Source organism: Paenibacillus sp. Soil766, from assembly GCF_001428105.1.
GTDB lineage: Bacteria > Bacillota > Bacilli > Paenibacillales > NBRC-103111 > Paenibacillus_E.
This window is the reverse complement of the sequence record NZ_LMSJ01000001.1, coordinates 59,152-81,002: the sequence shown is the minus strand read 5'-3', so window position 1 is coordinate 81,002 and position 21,851 is coordinate 59,152. Positions and strand designations below refer to the sequence as shown.

Below are 21,851 nucleotides of genomic sequence, written 5' to 3'. Positions count from 1 at the left end.
AGGTGGATATGTCTTTCTACTGTTTGTTTAATGATAGCATCGATATTTTTATACTCGCCCGTATCGGCGAGCACTTCCGAAGAGACGAATGCTTCACAGGAGATCGAAGATATGAAATTGATGAAAAAGCGTATGGTTGATTTTTACATCTCCAAAGATATCATAAACGATGGAACGAACGGTCGAGTTGAATGGACCTTCAAATCACAGGCTGGCACTTACTTATCCAATCAAAACCCGGATGGAAGCTGGGGGGATGTCGATTACACGAGTACGACTTCTGCCGCCAATGGGAGAGGTTGGTCACCCTACCTTGCATTAGATCGGATGCAATCGATGGCTCAGGCGTTTGCTGACCCGAATGACCCAGGCTATCATAGTGAAGCGCTGTTAGGTGGTATTAAAAAGGCGCTTAACTATTGGTTTACGGTAAAGCCGACTTCAACCAACTGGTGGGAGACCGGAATCGGCAAACAATTAAGGTTGGGAAAAATTGCATTTTTATGTGAGGGCTATTTAACTGCTGAGCAAGTTTCCAATATTATAGGCACTTTAGACAGCAACCCTCACACTGTCGATGGAGCCAACTCGTCTTGGTACAATCAAAATTATATGTACCGAGGCTTACTGCTGGAGGATGCTCAGATCGTTCGGAACGCCGTAAATGCATTTAACGTGCTGTCGAATGTGACGACGACAGTGACTGGAATCCAGTCGGACATGTCTTTTTTCATGCATGGCAAAACGAATTATACGACGGGCTACGGAAGAAGCTTTGCTAGAGATATGTCATTCTGGGCGTACATTACCTCTGGTACCGTGTTCTCGTACAGCAAGGCGGCAATTGATTCGTTATCGTCATACTTGTTGGACGGCACCAGGTATCTCGTACGAGGTGATGTTGCCGATCTGGGTATGGGGATGAATGGGCCTGATTGGCCGGGTTATTCAAGCGCGGCTTTGACCTTTTATGAAGATCCGCTCTTGTGGATGCAGATGGCTAATCCAATGAGGGCTGGGGAGTTTGCGAGTTTCCTAGACAATATTCGCAACTTCGGCACGAGCACGAGCAACGGGCAGAACTCCAACAATATGACGCAATGGCAGACGCTTGTCTCCTCACATATGCGAAATGACTACGGAATTACGGTCAAGATGTCTTCTAGCACGGTTAAAGGCGGTGAATGGAGAACGATTAATCCCGGGGGATTTAACCTTCTGTACTGGACGCCGCAAGGAGCCACCGCCATTCAGAGAACCGGCGACGAATACAGACCCATTTATCCGTTGATGGATTGGGCTCATGTTCCCGGTACTACAGCTCCCTACGTTCTCACGAAAGATGGGAATTTCAACAATCCCAAAACGTTTGTAGGCGGAGTGACAAATGAGCGTTATGGAGTCACTGCGTTTGATTTTAACAAGCTGAATACAAGCGGAAAGAAGGGTTTCTTCTTTTTCGATGATGAAATGGTGGCGCTTGGTGCAGGAATTTCTTCGACGAATAACGCTCCTATCCACACGACATTGAACCAAAGTCAAACGACAGGCGATGTTCTCGTAGATGGCAATCCGGTAGCAGAGGGAGCGAAGCAAACAAACGGACGCTGGGCATATAACGATAATATCGGCTATATATTCCCGAATCCGACGGATTTTCAAGTGAATCGGGAGACGAAAACCGGGAGCTGGAGCGACGTGATTTCGGGAAGTTCACCAGAGCCAATCACTAAATCGATTTTTTCCATTTGGCTTGATCATGGTGTGAAACCCACAAACGCCTCCTATCAGTACATTGTATTGCCAAACAAAACTTCTGAAGAGGTCGGCAGCTATGCTAGCGACAACCCGATAAGTATTCTTTCGAATACCTCATCCGTCCAGGCTATCCGGCATCAGACTCTAAGAATTGCGGAATTGCTGTTTTATCAGCCAGATACGATGACGGTGAGAGACGGTTTGACTGTCACGGTAGATAAACCGGCCATGGTAATCATTGACGAATCCGCAGAGCCTGTTCGTATCTCAGTTGCCAATCCCGAAACACCGGGGATTACAGTGAAAGTGACGCTGGATCGAAACGGAGAAAAATCCACGACAAGCTATAGACTCGGCAAGGATACGTTCACCGGTCGAAGCATTACTATCAACGAGGGAACCTCCATCGACGACAGCGGATTTGATCTCGCTTACGATAAAGGCTCGACCTCTTCATCCAGCAAAGGCAAACAATTTGCCTCGAATGCTACGGATATTTACAGAACTTCGTATTGGGGTTCAAATGCTTCTGATAATGAATGGATTTATGTTGATTTGCAAAATCAATATACGATCAATAAAGTTAGGTTAAATTGGGAGAAGGCATACGGTAAAAGTTATAAAATTCAAGTATCGAACGATGCTGTCACCTGGACGGACGTTTACACAACGGTGATGGGAGACGGCGGAATCGACGACATTTCTTTTGGCAAGGTTAGTAGCCGGTATGTTCGGATGCAGGGAGTTCGGCAGGGTACCGGAGATGGCTACTCGCTTAATGAATTTAAGGTGTATGAAGCAGTAGCACCCAATCTTGCGGAAGGCATGCCAGTCGTGGCGAGCTCGTCTAGAGCCGCGGACGTGAAGGCTGGTAATGCAGTCGATGGCTCATTGGCGACTCGTTGGGGATCTAACTATTCCGATCTGCAGTGGATCTACGTCGATCTTGGATCTAGCCAATCCATCCAGAAGGTCGCTCTGAATTGGGAATCTGCGTATGGAAAGGAATACCAAATTCGGGTTTCCGACGACGCGACGAATTGGACTACAGTTTACAGCACAACAACCGGAGATGGCGGAATCAATGATATCTCCTTCGAACCGGTGAATGCAAGATATGTTCAGATGTATGGCACGAAAAGAGGAAGCGCATACGGTTACTCGCTCTGGGAATTTAAAGTGTACGGTACCGAGATCGTACAAAGGGTACCCGCTCGGATCGAACTTCAAGCAACGCCGTCTTCCGTGACGGTCGGAGGGGACGTGTCCGTTACAGGAGTCGTCTACGACGGCGTCGATCTTCCGGTCCCCGGCGTGGAGGTCGAATTGGCGTCTTCGTCTGACAGCTCCGAAACCGCTAAAGCGGTAACGGATGTGGACGGCCGATTCAGCACTGTCTTTACGGCGCCGTCCGTTGCGGGAGACGTGACGATTACTGCCGCCTTGCCCGCGATCCCGTCCGTGACGAGGGCGATTACGTACACCACCTACTTTATTCCGGATGTTCCTGGAGTGCCGAACATTGTCAAAGTGGAAGAGGGCGACGGTAAAGTAGGTCTTAGTTGGAGCCCTGTGGGTGGCGCGATAGCTTATAAAATCTATCAAAGCGTAACTTCCAGCACCTACGGAACCGAGGCTGTTACCGTTAATGGATCGGTATACGGGGTTGATGTGACCGGGTTAACCAATGGGACGACATATTACTTCGTCGTTACAGCGATGAACGAAGAGGGCGAGGGCGCCGCTTCCAACCAGATCAGTGCAACGCCTAAATCAGTCCCGACAGCGCCGACGGATCTCGATGCGACAGCGGGGGATGGGCAAGTCATCATCGCGTTTAACCCTCCGGCGTCTAACGGAGGAAGTGCCGTGACTGGCTACCAGGTGATGACTTCTCCTGGTGAAACAATAACATCGGGGACATCAAGCCCGATTACGGTAAAGGGATTGTCGAATGGAACGACATATACATTTACGGTAAGAGCGATCAACAGCGTGGGAAGCAGTCAAGCTTCCGCTGCCTCTAATGCCGTCACTCCTAGTGCGCCGTCGTCGAGCACGACTGAAACTACAAGTTCGACTGAGAGCCAGAATCAAAGTGTGGAGATTCTGGTGAATGGCAAAGTGGAGAGTGCAGGAATTGCAACGACTACGACAAGGGATGGTCAGATCGTCACGACCGTCGTAGTTGATCAGCAGAAAGTGGAGGAGATGCTGGCGACTGAAGGGCAGGGTGTGGTGATCAAGATTCCGGTTAATATTCAATCCGACGTTATCGTTGGCGAATTGAACGGTCAGATGGTCAAAAACATGGAACATAAACAAGCGGTCGTAGAGATCAAGACGAAGAATGCAACATATACTTTGCCAGCCCAGCAGATCAATATCAGTGCGATAACCGATCAACTTGGCCAGGACGTCACTTTGCAGGATATCAAGGTACAGATCGAAATCGGCGAGCCTGTCGCTGATATGGCGAAGGTCGTGGAAAATACTGCTGCTTCTGGAGAGTTCACGCTTGTTGTGCCTCCATTGGATTTCACGATAAAAGTGACATCCGGAAGCACGACGATTGAAATCTCGAAGTTTAATGCTTTTGTGGAACGAACCATTGCTATACCGGATGAAGTAGATCCCAATAAGATCACCACCGGAGTCGTGGTCGAACCAGATGGAACCGTGCGTCATGTGCCGACGAAGGTCATCAAAGTGGACGGCAGATATGTCGCCAAGATCAACAGCTTGACGAACAGTACATATTCTGTGGTATGGCATCCGAAAGAGTTTAAGGATGTGGCCCGGCATTGGGCGAAGGATGCCGTAAACGAAATGGGCTCCCGAATGGTGATTAACGGTATAACCAAGGATCTCTTCCAACCGGATCAAGAGATTACCCGAGCGGAATTTTCGGCAATTATGGTTCGGGGCTTGGGATTGAAGCTCGAAAGCGGAAATGCCTCATTTGCAGACGTGAAGCCTTCAGATTGGTTCAGCAGCGCGATCTTGACCGCTCACACTTACAACCTGATCAGCGGATTCGAAGACGGAACGTTCCGCCCGTTGGAGAAAATAACGAGAGAACAGGCCATGATCATTGTGGCGAAAGCGATGGCATTAACGAATCTAGCTGAGAAGTTTCCGAACGGTTCGGCAGATGAAATGTTGAGGTCATACGATGATTCGCAAAATGTATCGTCATGGGCAAAGAATGGCGTCTCCGACAGCTTGAAAGCCGGACTTGTTTCAGGACGAACCGAAAGCTTGCTGGCTCCGAAAGCATACATTTCGAGAGCGGAAGTTGCGGCGCTTATCCAGCGCTTGCTTCAAAAATCAGAATTGATTTGATCGCAAAAGCGGCAGCCAGACAGGTCTGGCTGCCGTGCTTTGTATTTAAGACTAACTAAAGCAGCCAGCAAATCGGCGTCAATATCAGGCGTTTTCTTTTAGTACGATGACGCCACTACAAGCCCGTATATGTAGTAGGGGAGACCCCCTCTATTTTTTTGAAATACTTACTGAAATAAAACATGTCGCCAAAGCCAACTAATCTTGCGGTATCGGTTACGGAACAACCGTTTTCCAGAAATTCTTTGGCACGGGCGATCCGATATTTGATAATAAACTCAATGGGCGTTTCTCCTGTTGTTTCCTTGAAAATATGCCCGAGATGAGAGGGGCTGATTTGTATGCTGTCGGCTAGCTCATTTAGGGTTAACTTTCGGGCATAGTTGGCTGCAACGTAGTTGATTACTTTCTCCACTTTATGAATAGAGCTGTAGTTTATCGTGTTATTTTCCATGTATTTAGAAAGAAGAAGAAGGATTTCCATGAAGTCGGCGCGGCATTTGAACGTCCTATTCTCGTGCCCCGATGACCAATGTCGCATGAATTCTTCAAATAATTCTTTCAAACGACGGAATAGATACCGGTCCTGAATATGGCTGTGAGGCGGAAAAGGAAGCACAACATCAAGATGAACCCAACTGCCGTTCTCCCTAATAGGACAGGCATATTGAAAGTCAATGGTATAACATTTCACAAGACTATTCGGATTCGTATCTCCTCTTCTCATATCGCCAGGTTTAAAATAAACAAGATCACCGCTTGTAGCTTTAAACTCAGCATCATTACAAAGGAGATTGGCTTCACCATCAATGATTAACATGAGATTATGATGATGAAAAACAGCATGTGGAATTCTCCAGGAAGGGGTAGCGTACCGTTTAATAGCGAAGTGAAAATGTGGAACCATGGCGTTTAACATATCGCTAGTCTTCAATCCATCACACCACCAAATAATCAGGATATATTACAAATCGGATCATATCATACATCCCTTAAACACTCAACATATGCTACCATAAAATCGTAGAATAATTCATAAGGGAGTTGCGAAAATGAAACCGTATTTTGATGAACAGGAAAGCATTTATTCCAAGTTGTATGACCGTACAGAGGAGATCCTTGAAACCGTTGCTAATGCCTACATAGGAAGGAATCCTGCACTTCCATTTGAGTTCCGGAGTTTTTCGCGGGAAGGCTTCCTTAAGAAGAATAATGGAAGATACGATATGAATTTAGAAGAGAAGCTGTCAGAAGCCAAAATGGGCCAGTTTGCTTATGTCTTTGGTCTGCTCTGGAGCAACCATGATGGGTGGACGGACTTTGGAATGAGCTGCTATGGTCCTGCTACTGTTTATTTGAACCGAGAATTTCTGTATAGAGCCGATATTAATGAAGAAGTAAATCCCAAGATGAATAAAGGCATTCGTGCCAAGTTGCACAAGGGCTGGAATTCAGTCTGCATAAAGTTTGTGAAGACAGCATCAGGTTTTGGCGGGGTTTTTGGTACGCTGCACACAAAATGGAATCCCATGGAGTTTATGTCTCCCTTTCAGGAAAGAAAGGGACAGGCCGGCTGGATCTATTCTGACGCCATGAATGCGGACTGTTTCAGTGAAGAGCATAGCCCGGAATACACAGGCCTGGAAGAGCAATCCGGCATGGTCTGGTACCCCGCGCTTTCCTGGGATGCAGAAAAAATGAAGTTGAATCCGTGCACGCGGATTTTCGGCAATAGGCCCCACAAGGTGGCTTACCTCTGGTCGGAGCTTAGCCATTCCAGCGCTAGCCCAAAGGTGTGCAGCCTGAAAGGGAGTTCCACAGGGAAGCTGAGGATGTGGCTGGATGGCAATGAAGTGTTTTCGGGAGCGCTGAAGACATCGGATATGGTGGAATTCAAGCTGGATCCGGGGAAGCATGAGGTGCTGGTGGAGCTGTGTTCCTCGGAATATGGATGGGAGTACGGCTTTGACTTTATCATGGATGGGGAAAATGTTGCGTTATCAATTCCTAGGGGTGTAAAGGGGAACTCTGAACCATGGCTGTATCTGGGGCCTTTTGACAAACAGCTGGAGGAACCCGCAGATAGCATTTGTTCCCTATACCGTTTGTTTGAACAGGGGGATAGTCAATTCTTCTGGCAGCTGGATCGGCCGAATACATGGGTAAGACCTTACTTAGATAATGTGCTGTTCGCCAAGTGGAATTATCCCCTGGGGGTTACGCTTTACGGGCTGATGCAGACCGGCAGGTTCTTACAGAAGCAGGGAATCCTCGATTATTCGGTGAACCATATTACCGAATGCACCCGGATCTATAAATATGCGAAATGGGATGCGGAGCAGTACGGCTATCCCTCGGTAAACAATCAACTGGTGGAAATGGATATGCTGGATGACTGCGGTTCTTTCGGCTCCGCTGTGCTCGAAGCGTACAGCGACTCGCAAGATCCTCATACGCCTTATCTAGTTGAACAGATCGCGAATCATATGGAATTTAAACAGGAACGTCTTGAAGATGGCGCCTTCTACCGCATCTGCTTGAACAGTTTTCAGGAAAATACACTATGGGCTGACGACCTATATATGAGCACCCCATTCTTAATCCGCTATTATCGGCTGACGGGGAATGCCCAATATTTGGATGACGCAGCAAGGCAATTTAAGCAGTTTAAGAAGTATCTCTTTATTCCTGAATTCAAGATCATGTCCCATGTGTACGACTTTAAGCATAACAAGCCGACCAATGTCCCATGGGGCCGGGGCAACGGTTGGGTGTTCTTCTCCCTGTCGGAGTTGCTGGAGGTTATGCCGGAAAACCATGTGGAGCGGGAGAACTTGCTGACATTCTACAATGAGCTTGCCGAAGGGTATATGGCTTTGCAAGGATCCAGTGGGCTGTGGCATCAGGTTTTAACTGATCCGGACTCATATGAGGAAACCTCCTGCACCAGTATGTTTGTTTACGGTTTATCCAGAGGAGTCCGCCATGGATGGATTAGGGATGACATGGCGTCAAAAGCAGTACATGCGGTGAACAGGGGATGGGAAGCCCTGACGAAATATGGCATCGATCGGTTCGGGAATGTACACGGGGTATGCCGGGGTTCCCGATATTCCTTCACACCGGACTACTATAAGGTTGAACTGAACGCGGTGACGAATGATACCCATGGTATAGGGATTGTGTTGCTGGCGGGCATCGAAACAGGCAAAATGTCGAAGTGGCTGAAACAAAAGAATTAGTTGCGATAATGCTCATATGAATTCTCTGTGGACGGGCAATAATAAAATCACCGATCGGAAAGATTTCGATCGGTGATTTTTCGTTTAGATGAATGCATCCCGAATGGCAGGTCCATTTCGTCGCTGCATAAGCTCCTCTGCATGATTGTGGTTGCCAAAAACGAATATTATTTGTGCGAAGAACGTCGCTCGACAAACCGGGTATCGACCCTGATTTTGGATGTTATTTCTAGCCCTACTTCGATAGATTCAATAACTAAATCTACTGCTAATTGAGCCATTCGTTGTTTCTCAACATGGATAGTTGTTAACTCAGGTGAAATGATTTGTGATTCCGTAATGTTATCAAATCCAATAACAGAAACTTCCTCAGGTATCCGAATACCGAGCTCAGTTAACGTCTTCATTGCACTAATAGCAATATAATCACATTCGCAAAAAAGAGCAGTAGGCAGGTTACGACCTGTGTCCAAGTAAGATTTGATTTGGGCTTTCAAATTATCCTGCGATGAAAGCATTGTCGGTGCTACAGAAAAGTAGTGTTCTGGATTGATCTGTATATCATATGCCTTCAGTGCTTCTTGAAAACCTTCTTTTCGCTCCTCGAAGTTGTGGATATGAACATTCGAAGCTATATATCCGATTTCACGATGCCCCAATTTGCATAAGTGAGTCCCCGCCTGATAAGCACCCATCCTATTATTGATCCCGACAAAATGAACAGGTAATGTATCGAAACAGTTGTCAAGTACGACAAGACGAGGGTTTAGCCGATTTGCGATTTCCAATATATCAACTGAGGTTAAGTTTGTACCAAGTAAAATGACACCATCACTTTGATTTTCCTCAGAAAACGTCCGAATTTCTTGTTCGAAGTAGGCCATATTGATTGTTGAAAAAAGTAAGGAATAACCTTTGGCGCGACATCGTTCTTCGATGAAATGAATCAGCTCTCGAAAGAAAGGTTGTTGGTAGTACGCTTCGAGGACGATCCCTGAATTCGTAAAGACCAAAAATGTTAAGGATTTCACAGAGCCTTCATTTGCTGACAATCTCGGTTTGGGTGCATAGCCGTGTACTCTAGCGATTTCAAGAACACGCTCTCGAGTTTCATTGCTAATTCCAGGTTTCCCACTAAGAGCAAACGAAACAGCTGATTTGGACACGCCTGCTAGTTTCGCGATATCTTCCATTTTCATGTGAATTAATCCCCATTCGCTAAAGGTGTTTAGTTAGTTTAGTTTATAATAGAATGATGATTTGTACAACAAAGAAAATAATAGCAACTAATAATTATATAAAAATAAACTAAAGTTTAGCTAAAATGATGATTGACGGCTGAATTACGCCGTGTTAGATTTGTTTTACATCGTAATTTATTGAATATTAACTAAAAATATTACATAAACTGTTTAGTTATGTTTATTGGATACAACTAAACTTATAACTAAACAAAATGGAGGCGTACAATTTGAAAAAGTTAAAGCTTGGCTACGCGCCTACAAGACGCTTTGTCTTTAGTGCAGAAGACGCTTTTAAGTACAAGGTACTTATTAAGGAGAAAATCCAAAGCTTCGGGCTCGATATCGACATCGTGGATCTTGAGGGAATTAATTCAGAAGGTCTTCTATACGACGACAATATCAACGCTGATCTCATTATCGATCGATTTCGCCAGGAGAAGGTTGATGCTGTTTTCTTCCCGCATTGCAACTTTGGAACAGAGGATACCGTTGCGCGAGTGGGTAAAGCGCTAGGAAAACCAGTGCTCTTGTGGGGCCCTCGTGATGAGGCACCGCTCGAAGACGGGATGAGGCTTCGCGATACGCAGTGTGGATTATTTGCTACTGGTAAGGTACTAAGACGTTTTAATGTGCCATTTTCCTATGTTACGAATACACGAGTGAACGACCCTGTGTTTGAAAGAGGGTTTTCAAATTTTATTTCAGCAGCTAATGTTGTTCGTCAGTTCCGAGCACTTCGCATTCTGCAAATTGGTCCAAGGCCGTCTTCGTTTTGGACAATGATGTGTAACGAAGGAGAGTTGTTGGAACGGTTTGGTATTGAGTTATTTCCAATTACACTCGTAGATATTCAGCAAGCATCCAAACGTGTTGAGAATGGGAATTCCTCTGAATTAGCTCAAGCTATCGATTACATTAAAGCAAAACTGGATTGGACAGAAGTGTCGGAAGCGGATGTAAAGCGGATTGCTGCATTAAAAGTAGCGATGAAACAATATGCAATACAAACAGGCAGTACGGCAATTGCCATTCAATGTTGGTCTTCTTTACAAACAGCTATGGGTATTATGCCTTGCCTAGCCAATGCGATTCTGACAGATGAACAAATTCCAGTGACATGTGAGACAGACATACATGGAGCGATTACATCCGTCATGGTGCAAGCTGCTGCTATGAATCAAGCTCCTACTTTCTTCGCTGATTTGACGGTTCGGCACCCGGAGAATGCCAATGGTGAATTGCTTTTTCACTGTGGTAACTTCCCAGTATCACTTTCCGTAGAAGAGAAGCCTAAACTACGCAAGCACTTTTTGTTTGATGACCATGCACCAGGAACGCATGAAGGAGAAATTAAAGGCGGCGGTATGACGCTGGCTAGGTTCGATGGAGATCATGGCGATTATCAACTGTTTCTTGGGCGTGCGCAAGGCATACAAGGGCCGTACACACGAGGTTCATATGTATGGGTAGAAGTTAATGATTGGCCACTTTGGGAAGAAAAATTAGTCAAAGGGCCTTATGTGCATCACTCAGTCGGGATTCATGCGAACGTGATTCCATCGCTTTATGAGGCATGTCAATATATTCCGGGGCTGACACCTGATCCTGTAGATCCGACAGAAAGTGAAATTCAAGCATGGCTGCGAGGCAAGGGCTTGTAAGGAGGAGGAAGTAAATATGGAAATCAAAGCGTTGCAAGCCAAAGCAACACAAATTCGGATGGATTTACTTCAAATGATTGCGGCCGCCAAAACAGGCCATACTGGCGGCTCACTTAGTAATACAGACATATTAACTGCCTTATATTATCGCATTATGAACATAGATCCAATGAATCCTAAGGCAGTAGATAGGGATCGGTTTATCTTGAGCAAAGGACATTCCGTAGAATCCCTTTGGTCCATACTCGCGGATCGAGGCTTTTTCCCAAGAGAAGACCTCGCCACATTCAGCCAATTTGGCACCAAGCTTATTGGTCACCCGAATAACAAAGTGCCTGGTATCGAGATGAACACGGGTGCACTTGGCCATGGTTTGGCAGTTGCGGTAGGAATAGCCCTTGCTGCTAAACGTGATTGTGCGTCCTATCGGACTTTTTGTCTAATGGGGGATGGTGAGCAAGCAGAAGGCTCGGTTTGGGAAGCAGCTATGGCAGGAGCTCATTTTAAATTGGATAATTTAATTGCTATTATTGACCGGAATCGGTTGCAAATTAGTGGGTCAACAGAAGAGGTAATGGGGCTGGACCCACTTGAAGATAAATGGGCAGCATTCGGGTGGAACGTTGTTTCAATCGATGGCAATGATATGAAAGATTTGGTTGAAACATTTGCAGCAGTTCCAGCAGTAAACGGTAAGCCAACACTAGTCATGGCGAATACAGTGAAAGGCAAGGGAGTTTCCTTTGCGGAGAATGTCCCCCACTGGCATCATCATGTCCCGAATGAGTTGGAGTTAGGGAGAGCGCTCGCAGAGTTAACTGCAGCTTTAGAGGTGTTTGAACAGAAGGGGGAGGTACGATAATAATGAACACAATCCCTAACCGCCAAGTGATTTGTGAAACACTTCTCGAGCTTGCGAAAGATGATCGTGACATTATGGTGCTTGCTAGTGATTCAAGGGGATCAGCAGCGATGGCACCTTTCGCTAAAGCATACCCAGATCAATTCGTTGAAGTGGGTATAGCAGAGCAAAATATCGTTGGGATATCTGCAGGACTGGCCCACAGCGGTAAAAAGCCCTTTGTGACTTCACCAGCTTGCTTTCTAAGTATGAGAAGCATTGAGCAGATCAAAGTGGACGTTGCGTATTCGGGAACCAATGTAAAGCTGGTTGGTATTAGCGGTGGAGTTAGTTATGGCGCATTGGGAATGTCTCACCATTCTGTACAGGATATAGCAGTTGCACGTGCAATTCCAGGATTATGTGTTATCTTGCCCGCAGATCGGCATGAAACAAAACGTATGACAGAAGCGCTTGTAAAGCATAACGGCGGAGTATACATTCGCATAGGCCGTAATGCCGTCGAAGATGTGTATGAATCTCACGATTACGAATTTATTATTGGTAAATCCGTAAGGATGCGAGAAGGAAACGACATCACAATCATTGCCGCTGGAGAAACTGTTCGTGTAGCGCTTGATGCGCATGACGAGTTAAAGCAGGTTGGCGTGTCATGCAGGGTCATCAATATGCACACCATTAAACCGCTGGATGAACAAGCCATTATACAAGCTGCCAAAGAAACAGGACATATTATCACTGTAGAAGAACACAGCGTTCTTGGCGGACTAGGTGCAGCTGTAGCCGAAGTCGTTGTTCAAAACGATCCGGTTCCCATGCGTATTATTGGAATTCCAGATGAACCAGCGATTGCTGGCAAAAGTGCGGAAGTGTTTGAGTATTATGGACTAAGCAAAAGTAATCTTAAGCAACTCGCACTCGAAATGCTGGGTAAACGGGAGTAAGTATGAATAATAAATCATATTTGTTGGCCATTGACCAAAGTACATCTGGAACGAAAGCACTTATCGTTGATCGTGAGGGTGCCATAGTAACGCGTAGTACGGTTTCACATAGAACATCCTATCCACAAACTGGCTGGGTTGAACAGGATCCGATCGAGATTTATAACAATGTAAAACGCTCCGCACATGAAGCTATACGCTCCGCTGGGATTGGTTATGAGGCTATTGCTGCCATGACGATTACGAATCAGCGAGAAACAGCTGTTATTTGGGATCGTATGACGGGTCTTCCCGTATATCATGCCATTGTATGGCAGTGCCAACGGACCGCAGATCTGTGTGCAGCTTATAAGGCGGCAGGTGCGGAGGATAGGGTACGATCCAAAACCGGCTTAATGTTGGATCCATATTTCTCGGCTGCAAAATGGCGATGGATTCTTGGGCATGTGGAAGGCATGGAGGATAAGCTGGATGCAGGACATCTTCTGGCTGGAACCATAGACAGCTGGTTAATATGGAAGTTGACTGAAGGTAACGTACATGCAACGGATTACACCAATGCAAGCCGTACATCACTATTTAATATTCATACACTAGAGTGGGATGAAGAACTTTGCAACCTATTCGAGGTTCCAATCACCTTGCTGCCTGAGGTTAAATCATCAGATGATATATTCGGATACACAGAAGATCCAACTATGTTTGGCGAGTATCGTGTACCAATTACGGGTATCATTGGAGACTCTCAAGCAGCCCTGTTCGGAAATCAATGCTTCGATATCGGGATGGCTAAAGCAACCTATGGCACGGGGACGTCCGTGTTAATGAATGTGGGGGATAAGCCGGTTCAAGCCGAGAACGGATTAGTAAGTGCAATCGCTTGGGGAATAAGAGGAAATGTAACGTATGCCGTTGAGGCTGTTATTCGCACCTCAGGGGATTGCTTGTCATGGGTTAGCGATAATCTTGGACTATTCCGGACTTTCGACGAAATGGAGGCATTGCTTCAAGAAGCCCCGGATAGTGAAGGCGTTTACTTAGTGCCGGCGTTCGTTGGACTCGGAGCCCCCTATTGGGATTCTTACGCTAGGGCTTCAATTACTGGAATGAATCGAGGAACAACCAAAGCCCATATCATTCGTGCAGCTCTTGAAAGTATAGCTTATCAGGTCGATGATGCTGTTAATCTGATAGAGAATGAAACCCATGTTGAGCTTCAAGAATTGCGTGCCGATGGTGGAGCATCTGAGAATGCAGGCTTGATGCAGTTCCAATCCAATCTGCTAGGCAAGAAAGTCGTTAAATCAGAAGTTGCTGAGTTATCGCCTATGGGTTCCGCGTATATCGGTGGTGTCGGCATCGGATTCTGGTCCTCTTGGGAAGAAGTAAAGAATGAGAAATCGATTTATCAGACCTATTTGCCATTGATAGATCCGGAAGTGCGGGATGTGTATAGGGCAGGTTGGAAAAGAGCTATCGTTTCTGTATTGAGAAAGAATGAGAGTTGAGCGTTGCATTTCATGGGACCATTTCGGAATTGATCATGGCTATCATTTTACTCTTTTGAGCAAAGGAGCGTTAGATGATGTTGTGGTTATTTTTAGAAATGGTTTTTTTATGAAAGAGACGAGATATAGCGTTGCAATTCCGAATCTAATAATTACGCTTACATACATCTTAATAATGTTCGTTGTTTTTATAGTTTTCAGCACTATTCATCCCAAGCGCACATCTATACAATATAATTATATTCTCCTAACGGCAGCACACGTAGGAAGAAACGGAGAATGATCACTCGCTTAGACGCTTATGGATCTAAAAACAATGCCAGAATGACAGCGCTTCAATCGAGGCTGCTCGATGCAAAGGAAGGCCGTTGAAATGAAGAATTTGAGGATCGTAAAGAAAATGGCGATCGGATACCTGCTGCTCGTGATTTTGCCGATTATTGTCTTCGGCGGTTACTTGTACAATCAGTTCTATATGGATGTCACATCAGAGTATTCGGAAGGTAAGCAGAAGCTGGTCATTCAAGCTGGCGAAGGGTTTCGGTCGAGTCTGAACCAGGTGGAATCGATTCATGCTCTGTTCATGAACAATCAGCAGTTGATCGATTATCTTAGTGGCTATAATACTTCAGAGCTACAATCTGTATACAATTATCTTAAAGACATTCGACCACTATTTATTTATGCGCAATCGCACCATAACGAGATTTCGTCTATTAAACTGTACAAAACGTTGCATGAGGTTCACGCAGTCAACGGAGAGCTTGAGGACCTGAACCAATTGGATAAGAAGCCACTAGCATTGCTAAACAATGTTAATGTAGATAAAGGCGTCTGGCTGCGTCGCAGCGGAGCCGATACTACCGTGCTTCCGAACTTGAGCTACTACCAACGTGTTTATAATAACAGCTATACGAAGCCGCTGGCTGTGCTGGAGATTATAACAAATGATTCGTTGCTGCGAAATTTCCTCAAGGCGGTTGATGTCAATCAGAACATGCAAGTACTGATTGTGCAAGGCGGCGATACAGTCTACAACAGCGGGGGGAACGGGTTATACAACGAACAGACGGTAAGCTTGCTGGCTATGGCCGAAAAAAGCAATCAAGGCTACGCCTATTTGCGCAAGCAGAGGACGCTTGTGAACACGTTGTCGATCCCTGAGCTGTCAACGAAGTTCTACTTCTCCAGTCAAATGGATGAAGTATTCGTTGACATCCGGACCAAGGTGCTCTTTCTCGCACTTTCGTTATTGGGATCACTGGCTGTGCTGACGGGGATCTATTACGCGACGGCTACTTCTCTCGTTAGTCGAATTCTTGGTTTGGCAAAGCATATGCGACATGTGGACGAAAACAAGCTAACCTACTACGAGGTTGGAACATCTAATGATGAAATCGATTTTCTGACCCGATCCTACAATTCGCTTGTCCATCGCATTGATGAACTGTTAAATACCGTTCATAAAACCGAGCTCATGAAGAAGGAGGCGGACTATCTTGTGCTGCAAGCACAGATCAAGCCTCATTTTCTTTACAATACGCTTGAATCCATTCGCATGCTGGCAGAGATCAATAACGATCAAGAAGTGGTCAATGCCACATATACATTTGGCCGGCTGCTTCGATATACGCTGAATTCAGGAGATAACGAGACGATGCTGACGAACGAAATCGATCATGTTCAGCATTATTTCGATATGCATAAGCTGCGCATGTTGGATCGGCTGCGCTTCTCAATCCATATATTGACGAATATCGACCATATTCGCTGTCCGCGGTTTATTTTGCAGCCAATCGTAGAAAATTGCATCCAGCACGGTATCGGGCGCATTCGCAAGCGCGGGGAGATCGATATTGTCGTTAGACGAGAACACACTGAACTCCTAATCATTGTCTCCGACAATGGGCCTGGCATCTCGGAGGAACGTTTGGATCTGATTCGAGGAGTGCTCAGCAACGAGCTGGATCGACAAGCTCTCCAAAACGAGAATTCAGGTTATGGTTTATACAATGTCAGCGAACGTATTCGTACGTTCTACGGCGGACAAACGTGTATGCTTATTGAAAGCCGCGTAGGAGAAGGCACGACATTTACCTTGAAGCTTGCTATACCTGAGGCATGACGATAGCTGAATAGGTTCGCTTATATGTAAGGAGGAGGAAGGGTATGGATAGTACTAGGAAAAGTATGGACAATTTGCCCGATTATGAAAATGTAAACATGTTGCAGATAAACGCAGAGCGTCCCAGGGCCGCTTCAATCCCGTTCGCCAATGCTCAAGCGGCTTTAGTGGACGATCGAACGTCCTCCCCTTATTATCATTGTCTGAATGGAGAATGGAAGTTTTATTACTCGGAGAACCCGTTCAAAACCCCGGAAAGGTTCTATGAACAAGCGTTTTCCTGCGAGGCGTGGGATACACTCCCGGTTCCGTCGAATTGGCAGTTACACGGCTATGGCGTGCCCTTATACAGCAGTAGCAAGTATCCGTTTCCAGTAGACCCGCCGTTCATTCCGAAGATGAATCCGACGGGCTGCTATTCTCGGATGTTTAACATCCCTGACAGTTGGATCGACAGATCTGTCATTCTCGCGTTCGATGGTGTGGATTCGGCTTTTCATTTGTGGGTGAATGGCATGGAAGTAGGCTTCGGTCAAGGCAGCCATAACCGGATGGAATTTGATATTACACCTTATATCCGCTCTGGTGAGAACAAGCTAGCGGTACGCGTTTATCAATGGTCGACAGGCAGCTATCTTGAGGATCAAGATAAATGGCGGCTGAGCGGGATATTTCGGGACGTATATCTGCTATCCATCCCCACCGTACATATGTTTGATGTCCGCATTCGGACTCGCCTCAACGAGACATACCGGGAAGGTTTGTTGGAGCTTGCCGTGACCTTAACGAATCGTTCTGACCGATGGGGAGAGAATTGCGGGATTCATGCGGTTCTGCTCGAATCGGCGCATGAACTTGCCAGCGTAACGCTTGCTGTCGCTGCGCTTGCTCCTCGTGAGGAAACTGTCGCCCATGCGGAGTTTCCAGTACGCGACCCTAAGATGTGGTCGGCTGAGCAGCCAGCTCTCTATACGCTCCTGCTGACATTGACCAATGCGGAAGGTAAGGTGGCAGAAGCACATCGCTATACAGTTGGATTTAGGGAAGTGAAAGTGCAGGCCGGACGGCTGCTCGTTAACGACATGCCGGTCATCCTTCGCGGAGTGAACCGTAATGAATTCGATCCAAATCTCGGTCATGTGACGACGATGGAGGCGATGGTTCGTGACATTACGCTGATGAAGCAGCATAACATTAATACCGTTCGTTGCTCTCATTATCCGAACGACGAGCGCTGGCTCGATCTGTGCGATCAATATGGGCTGTACGTCATCGACGAAGCGGATTTGGAGACGCACGGTTGTGTATTTCTCGGAGAGATCAGTCGTTGGATCAACAATCCAGACGAGAAGACGGCTTATGAAAGCCGGTTGGCTGAGGATCCTGAGTGGAGAGAGGCATTCCTGGATCGGATGGCTCGTCTAGTAGAGCGAGACAAGAACCATCCTTCCGTCATTGTCTGGTCCCTCGGGAATGAGTCGGGCTATGGTGACAATCACGACGCCATGGCTGCATGGACGAGAGAGGTGGATCCGACGCGTCCGATTCATTACGAACGGGCCAAGGATGCACCGATCGTTGACATCATCAGCTCGATGTATCCTTCGGTAGACATGCTGATCGCAGAGGGAGAGAAGGAGGAGACACGTCCTTATCTAATGGTTGAATTCGGGCATGCAATGGGCAATGCACTTGGCAATCAGAAGGAATATTGGGACACCGTCTACCGGTACCCTCGGCTTTGTGGTGGTTTGATTTGGGAGTGGACAGATCTCGCGATTCGCCGCCGTGCAAGCGACGGAAGCCTCGAATACGCCTATGGTGGCGATTTCGGTGATGAGCCTCATAGCGGCAACTTCTGTATCGACGGATTGCTGTTCCCCGACCGCAGCCCCAAGCCTGCTTTAATCGAATTCAAGAAGGCGATCGAACCGGTTACCGTCCTTCCAGTGCAAGCAGAGCAAGGCGTCTTACGGATAGGCAATCGTTACGATATTGTTTCGCTGCTCCATCTTGCCATCCATTGGAGTGTGTATCGTGACGGCATCCTACTAGAGGAAGGGAAGCTTGCGTCGCTGGATATTCCGGCAGGAGGAGAGGAGCTTGTCACGATTCCTTTCTGCACGCGCTGGGCGGATGAGCGCAGTGAATATTGGCTGCATGTTAGCTTCGTCCTGCGCGATTCCACGGATTGGGCGCAGGCTGGCCACGAGGTGGCCTGGGCGGACGTGCCGCTGAACAATTCAACTTGTTCGGAGTCTGCCGCCGATACGGAGGTGTTGGCTGGAGTGTCCGCTGCAGAGTACGATCAATTCATTCGCATCGACGGCGACGTCTTCACGTTGACGTTCGATAAGCTGAACGGAGACATAACTGCCTGGGATTATAAAGGCGTATCTTTGCTCGCGCAAGGACCTCGCATCAATTTGTGGCGGGCACCGATTGACAATGACGTCCATCTGGCGAAGCAGTGGCGTGATGCAGGCTATCATGAACTTGATGCCTACGTTCGCAGTGTCGAGTTAGTGTCGCATAAAGAAGACTCCTTCATTCAGATAAAGACGGAGTCCGTGCTCAGCGTAAAAGGCTCCCGGCCATTATTCCAAGTAAAGCAGCTATATACGATTTACGGCAGCGGGGAAGTGAAGCTGGAGAACCGGCTTGAACCTTTGAAGGAAGGCCTGCCGCCTCTTCCCAGAGCCGGTATTCGGTTCACGATGCCGAATCGATTCGATCGCTTCTCATGGTTCGGCCGAGGCCCGCACGAATGTTACGCCGACCGCAAGACCAGCGGAAAGCTTGGTGTGTACGAAGGGACAGTTGATGAGCAATTCGTGCCATATATCAAGCCGCAAGAGAGTGGAAGCAAGGCGGACGTGCGCTGGGCTTCTGTCACGGACGTAGACGGCGTAGGACTGCTTATTGCTGGAGTGGGGATGCCACTCGGGCAAGTTGGTGTAAGCCGATATTCAACCCAGGCTTTGAGCAAAGCCAAGCATCATTCTGATCTGATCCATCTGGGCGAAGTAGAAATTAATGCCGATTGGAGACAATCGGGTCTAGGCAATCATAGCTGCGGCTATGCCCCAACCTTGCCGTCTTATCTGATTACGGCAGAAACGACGGAATTTACTGTTCGATTAAAGCCATTCTCAGACAATGAGTCGATGGATTTAATGATTAGTAGAATTTAAAAAGGCAGGTAATGCATAATGGATATCGCCACTTGTTTGACACCATACAAATGGAAGAAGCCTGTGCTTGTCGGATCAGGTGCGAAGGGAGCATTTGATAGCCATGCCGTAGATTGCCCGTTCGTGTTTAGGCACAATGATTGGCAGCATCTGTCGACAATATTGACTAGAAATGAGGAAGGTATCACATGGGATTCTCGCAATATTGCCGGCACATGGATTTTACGTGACAATGATATGCATGGTCCAGGCTGTTTGAAGAAATGGAACGGCAAGTACTGGTTAGTCTATCATTCTTATCCGGGTGATGGTTACGAAGCGGGATCTGCCAAGATTGGACTTGCATGGACAGAAGACGACAACCTGATGAACTGGAATCGCCTGGAGAATCCGATTCTCGTGCCTGAGGATGGCGGGGAATGGGAGAAAGGCAGGCTATATAAGGAATGTTTGTTGGAGTATGAAGGTACTTTTTATTTGTTTTACAATGCGAAGGATAAAGATGAAGGCGCTTGGACCGAACAGACTGGCCTAGCCACTTCGAAGAATCTTGTACAATGGACGCGCTATGAGCACAATCCGGTTCTTCAAGTGACGCCGGACGCATGGGACAGCGGTTTCGTTAGTGATCCTTGCGTACTGCGGGACGGATCGCGCTGGACGATGTTCTATTTTGGATTTAACTATAAAGCGGCACAGGAAGGGATTGCACAGTCGGATAATTTGCTTGACTGGCGCAAATATGAAGAGCCGATCATTAAGACTGGCGAAGGCAATGCGATCGATTCCGTTTTTGCTCATAAACCGTCGGTTATTACCCATAACGGGGTTTTGTACCATTTCTATACAGCATGTAGGCGCCCGATGGAAGGCGACGCGACATGTAATATCTTCCCCGAATCCCGCACGATTGCGGTTGCGACGTCCTTGCCGCTCGCGATTGGTTCTCTGCGGACAGAAGGCAGGCCTAATCCGATCGGCCTTGACGAACCAGCTCCCCGCCTGAGCTGGTCGTTCCTTGAACAAATGCCGGTGGCATTTCGCCAGAAGGCATATCGGATTCAGGTTGCAACGAGCTGTGCGAGACTGATGAATGGCGATGTGGATGCATGGGACAGCGGAATTGTTGGCAGCGGCGATCATACGGCTATTCCTTATGCTGGCACTGTACTGCAGCCAAGGCAGAGATACTATTGGAAGGTTAACATTGAAGATGAACAGGGGACGCAGTATGACAGCGTGGTAGCCTAGTGGGAAATGGGACAGCTGGAAAGTCGAAGCTGGCAGGGGAAGTGGATCGCAAATCCGGACGCGACAGAGAATTGGAAAGGAGCGTCCCGCTTTCGGCGTCACTTCGATGCCTTGCATGAGGTTGCGCGCGCGAGGGTGTATATTAGCGGTCTTGGGCATTATGAATTGCTGTTGAACGGCAACAAAATAGGCGATCATGAGCTTGATCCCGGCTGGACGGACTATGACCAGACGGTTCTGTACACGACTTATGATATTACGCCGCAGCTTAAGTCTGGTGTTAATATCGTTCAAATTGAGCTGGGGAACGGCTTCTACCACGTACCTGGCGGAAAATATACGAAGTTTAAGGATTCTTTCGGTACGCCTACGTGCCTGGCTGATATCGTCATTGAATATGCTTCCGGCGCTTGCGAGAGGATCAGTACGGACGGCAGCTGGCAAGCCAGCAAAAATCCCAAGCCTGGCGTCTATGTGGTGGATCTAGGCCAAAACTTCTCGGGATGGCCGAGGATTCGTGTCAGCGGGGCTGCGGGTTCGAAGGTTGTTTTGACTTGTGCCGAGTTGCTGATGGAAGAGGGCTTGCTCAATCAGAAGTGGACAGGGTGCCATCTGTGGGCAAGATGAGCATGCTGTATTGCCGAAAGGAATCAAAAAACTTCAAGACGCAATGGATTATATAATAGTCGAGACTGAATCTGGAAGCTTTACATTTTA

At 47.1% G+C, this 21,851-nt stretch carries 12 protein-coding genes; 10 read left to right on the top strand and 2 right to left on the bottom strand.

The genetic code is table 11. The features are described 5' to 3' along the window. The first annotated feature begins 111 nt into the window (after window positions 1-111). Window positions 112-5,103 carry a polysaccharide lyase family 8 super-sandwich domain-containing protein gene (locus tag ASG89_RS00255; RefSeq protein ID WP_057308311.1) on the top strand — a complete coding sequence of 1,664 codons (4,992 nt, stop codon included), beginning with the start codon at window positions 112-114 and terminating at the stop codon, window positions 5,101-5,103. 115 nt (window positions 5,104-5,218) lie between these two features. On the opposite strand, the gene ASG89_RS00250 is transcribed toward ASG89_RS00255, so the two are convergent. After that, complete coding sequence (locus tag ASG89_RS00250; RefSeq protein WP_057308310.1) at window positions 5,219-6,037, bottom strand: AraC family transcriptional regulator; 819 nt, start codon at window positions 6,035-6,037, stop codon at window positions 5,219-5,221. 118 nt (window positions 6,038-6,155) lie between these two features. Here ASG89_RS00250 and ASG89_RS00245 point away from each other — a divergent pair, with 118 nt between their 5' ends. Further along, window positions 6,156-8,345, top strand: coding sequence for a glycoside hydrolase family 105 protein (locus ASG89_RS00245; RefSeq protein ID WP_057308309.1), 2,190 nt, complete (start codon window positions 6,156-6,158; stop codon window positions 8,343-8,345). Window positions 8,346-8,512: 167 nt separating this feature from the next. Here the strand turns inward: ASG89_RS00245 and ASG89_RS00240 are convergent, their stop codons facing one another. After that, complete coding sequence (locus tag ASG89_RS00240; RefSeq protein ID WP_057308308.1) at window positions 8,513-9,544, bottom strand: LacI family DNA-binding transcriptional regulator; 1,032 nt, start codon at window positions 9,542-9,544, stop codon at window positions 8,513-8,515. 272 nt (window positions 9,545-9,816) lie between these two features. Between ASG89_RS00240 and ASG89_RS00235 the strand changes: the two genes are divergently transcribed. The 8 genes from ASG89_RS00235 (at window position 9,817) to ASG89_RS00195 (ending at window position 21,761) form a co-directional block, all read left to right on the top strand. After that, complete coding sequence (locus tag ASG89_RS00235) at window positions 9,817-11,250, top strand: L-fucose/L-arabinose isomerase family protein (protein WP_057308307.1); 1,434 nt, start codon at window positions 9,817-9,819, stop codon at window positions 11,248-11,250. A 16-nt stretch (window positions 11,251-11,266) separates the two neighbouring features. Continuing rightward, window positions 11,267-12,112: a transketolase gene (locus ASG89_RS00230; RefSeq protein ID WP_057308306.1), complete on the top strand. Its 846-nt coding sequence runs from the start codon at window positions 11,267-11,269 to the stop codon at window positions 12,110-12,112. Between the two features lie 2 nt (window positions 12,113-12,114). Further along, a complete protein-coding gene (locus ASG89_RS00225; protein ID WP_057308305.1) occupies window positions 12,115-13,056 on the top strand; it encodes a transketolase family protein in 942 nt (313 codons plus the stop codon). Window positions 13,057-13,058: 2 nt separating this feature from the next. Then, complete coding sequence (glpK, locus tag ASG89_RS00220) at window positions 13,059-14,564, top strand: glycerol kinase GlpK (protein ID WP_057308304.1); 1,506 nt, start codon at window positions 13,059-13,061, stop codon at window positions 14,562-14,564. 373 nt (window positions 14,565-14,937) lie between these two features. Then, on the top strand, window positions 14,938-16,689 hold the full coding sequence (locus ASG89_RS00210; protein ID WP_057308302.1) for a sensor histidine kinase: 1,752 nt from the start codon (window positions 14,938-14,940) through the stop codon (window positions 16,687-16,689). Between the two features lie 44 nt (window positions 16,690-16,733). After that, window positions 16,734-19,883, top strand: a complete 3,150-nt coding sequence (locus ASG89_RS00205) for a glycoside hydrolase family 2 TIM barrel-domain containing protein (protein ID WP_057308301.1) — start codon at window positions 16,734-16,736, stop codon at window positions 19,881-19,883. Window positions 19,884-19,919: 36 nt separating this feature from the next. Continuing rightward, window positions 19,920-21,134 carry a hypothetical protein gene (locus tag ASG89_RS00200; protein ID WP_235549527.1) on the top strand — a complete coding sequence of 405 codons (1,215 nt, stop codon included), beginning with the start codon at window positions 19,920-19,922 and terminating at the stop codon, window positions 21,132-21,134. A 6-nt stretch (window positions 21,135-21,140) separates the two neighbouring features. Then, the gene (locus ASG89_RS00195; RefSeq protein WP_057308300.1) at window positions 21,141-21,761 is read left to right on the top strand and encodes a family 78 glycoside hydrolase catalytic domain; all 621 of its coding nucleotides are present in this window, start codon (window positions 21,141-21,143) and stop codon (window positions 21,759-21,761) included. Window positions 21,762-21,851 lie beyond the last annotated feature (90 nt).

Excerpts from the sequence above, each read along its gene's own strand:
- ASG89_RS00255 (WP_057308311.1), top strand. The coding sequence starts at position 112 with ATGAAATTGATGAAAAAGCGTATGGTTGATTTTTACATCTCCAAAGAT.
- ASG89_RS00245 (WP_057308309.1), top strand. The coding sequence starts at position 6,156 with ATGAAACCGTATTTTGATGAACAGGAAAGCATTTATTCCAAGTTGTAT.
- ASG89_RS00240 (WP_057308308.1), bottom strand. The coding sequence starts at position 9,544 with ATGAAAATGGAAGATATCGCGAAACTAGCAGGCGTGTCCAAATCAGCT.
- ASG89_RS00230 (WP_057308306.1), top strand. The coding sequence starts at position 11,267 with ATGGAAATCAAAGCGTTGCAAGCCAAAGCAACACAAATTCGGATGGAT.
- ASG89_RS00225 (WP_057308305.1), top strand. The coding sequence starts at position 12,115 with ATGAACACAATCCCTAACCGCCAAGTGATTTGTGAAACACTTCTCGAG.
- glpK (WP_057308304.1), top strand. The coding sequence starts at position 13,059 with ATGAATAATAAATCATATTTGTTGGCCATTGACCAAAGTACATCTGGA.
- ASG89_RS00210 (WP_057308302.1), top strand. The coding sequence starts at position 14,938 with ATGAAGAATTTGAGGATCGTAAAGAAAATGGCGATCGGATACCTGCTG.
- ASG89_RS00205 (WP_057308301.1), top strand. The coding sequence starts at position 16,734 with ATGGATAGTACTAGGAAAAGTATGGACAATTTGCCCGATTATGAAAAT.
- ASG89_RS00195 (WP_057308300.1), top strand. The coding sequence starts at position 21,141 with ATGGGACAGCTGGAAAGTCGAAGCTGGCAGGGGAAGTGGATCGCAAAT.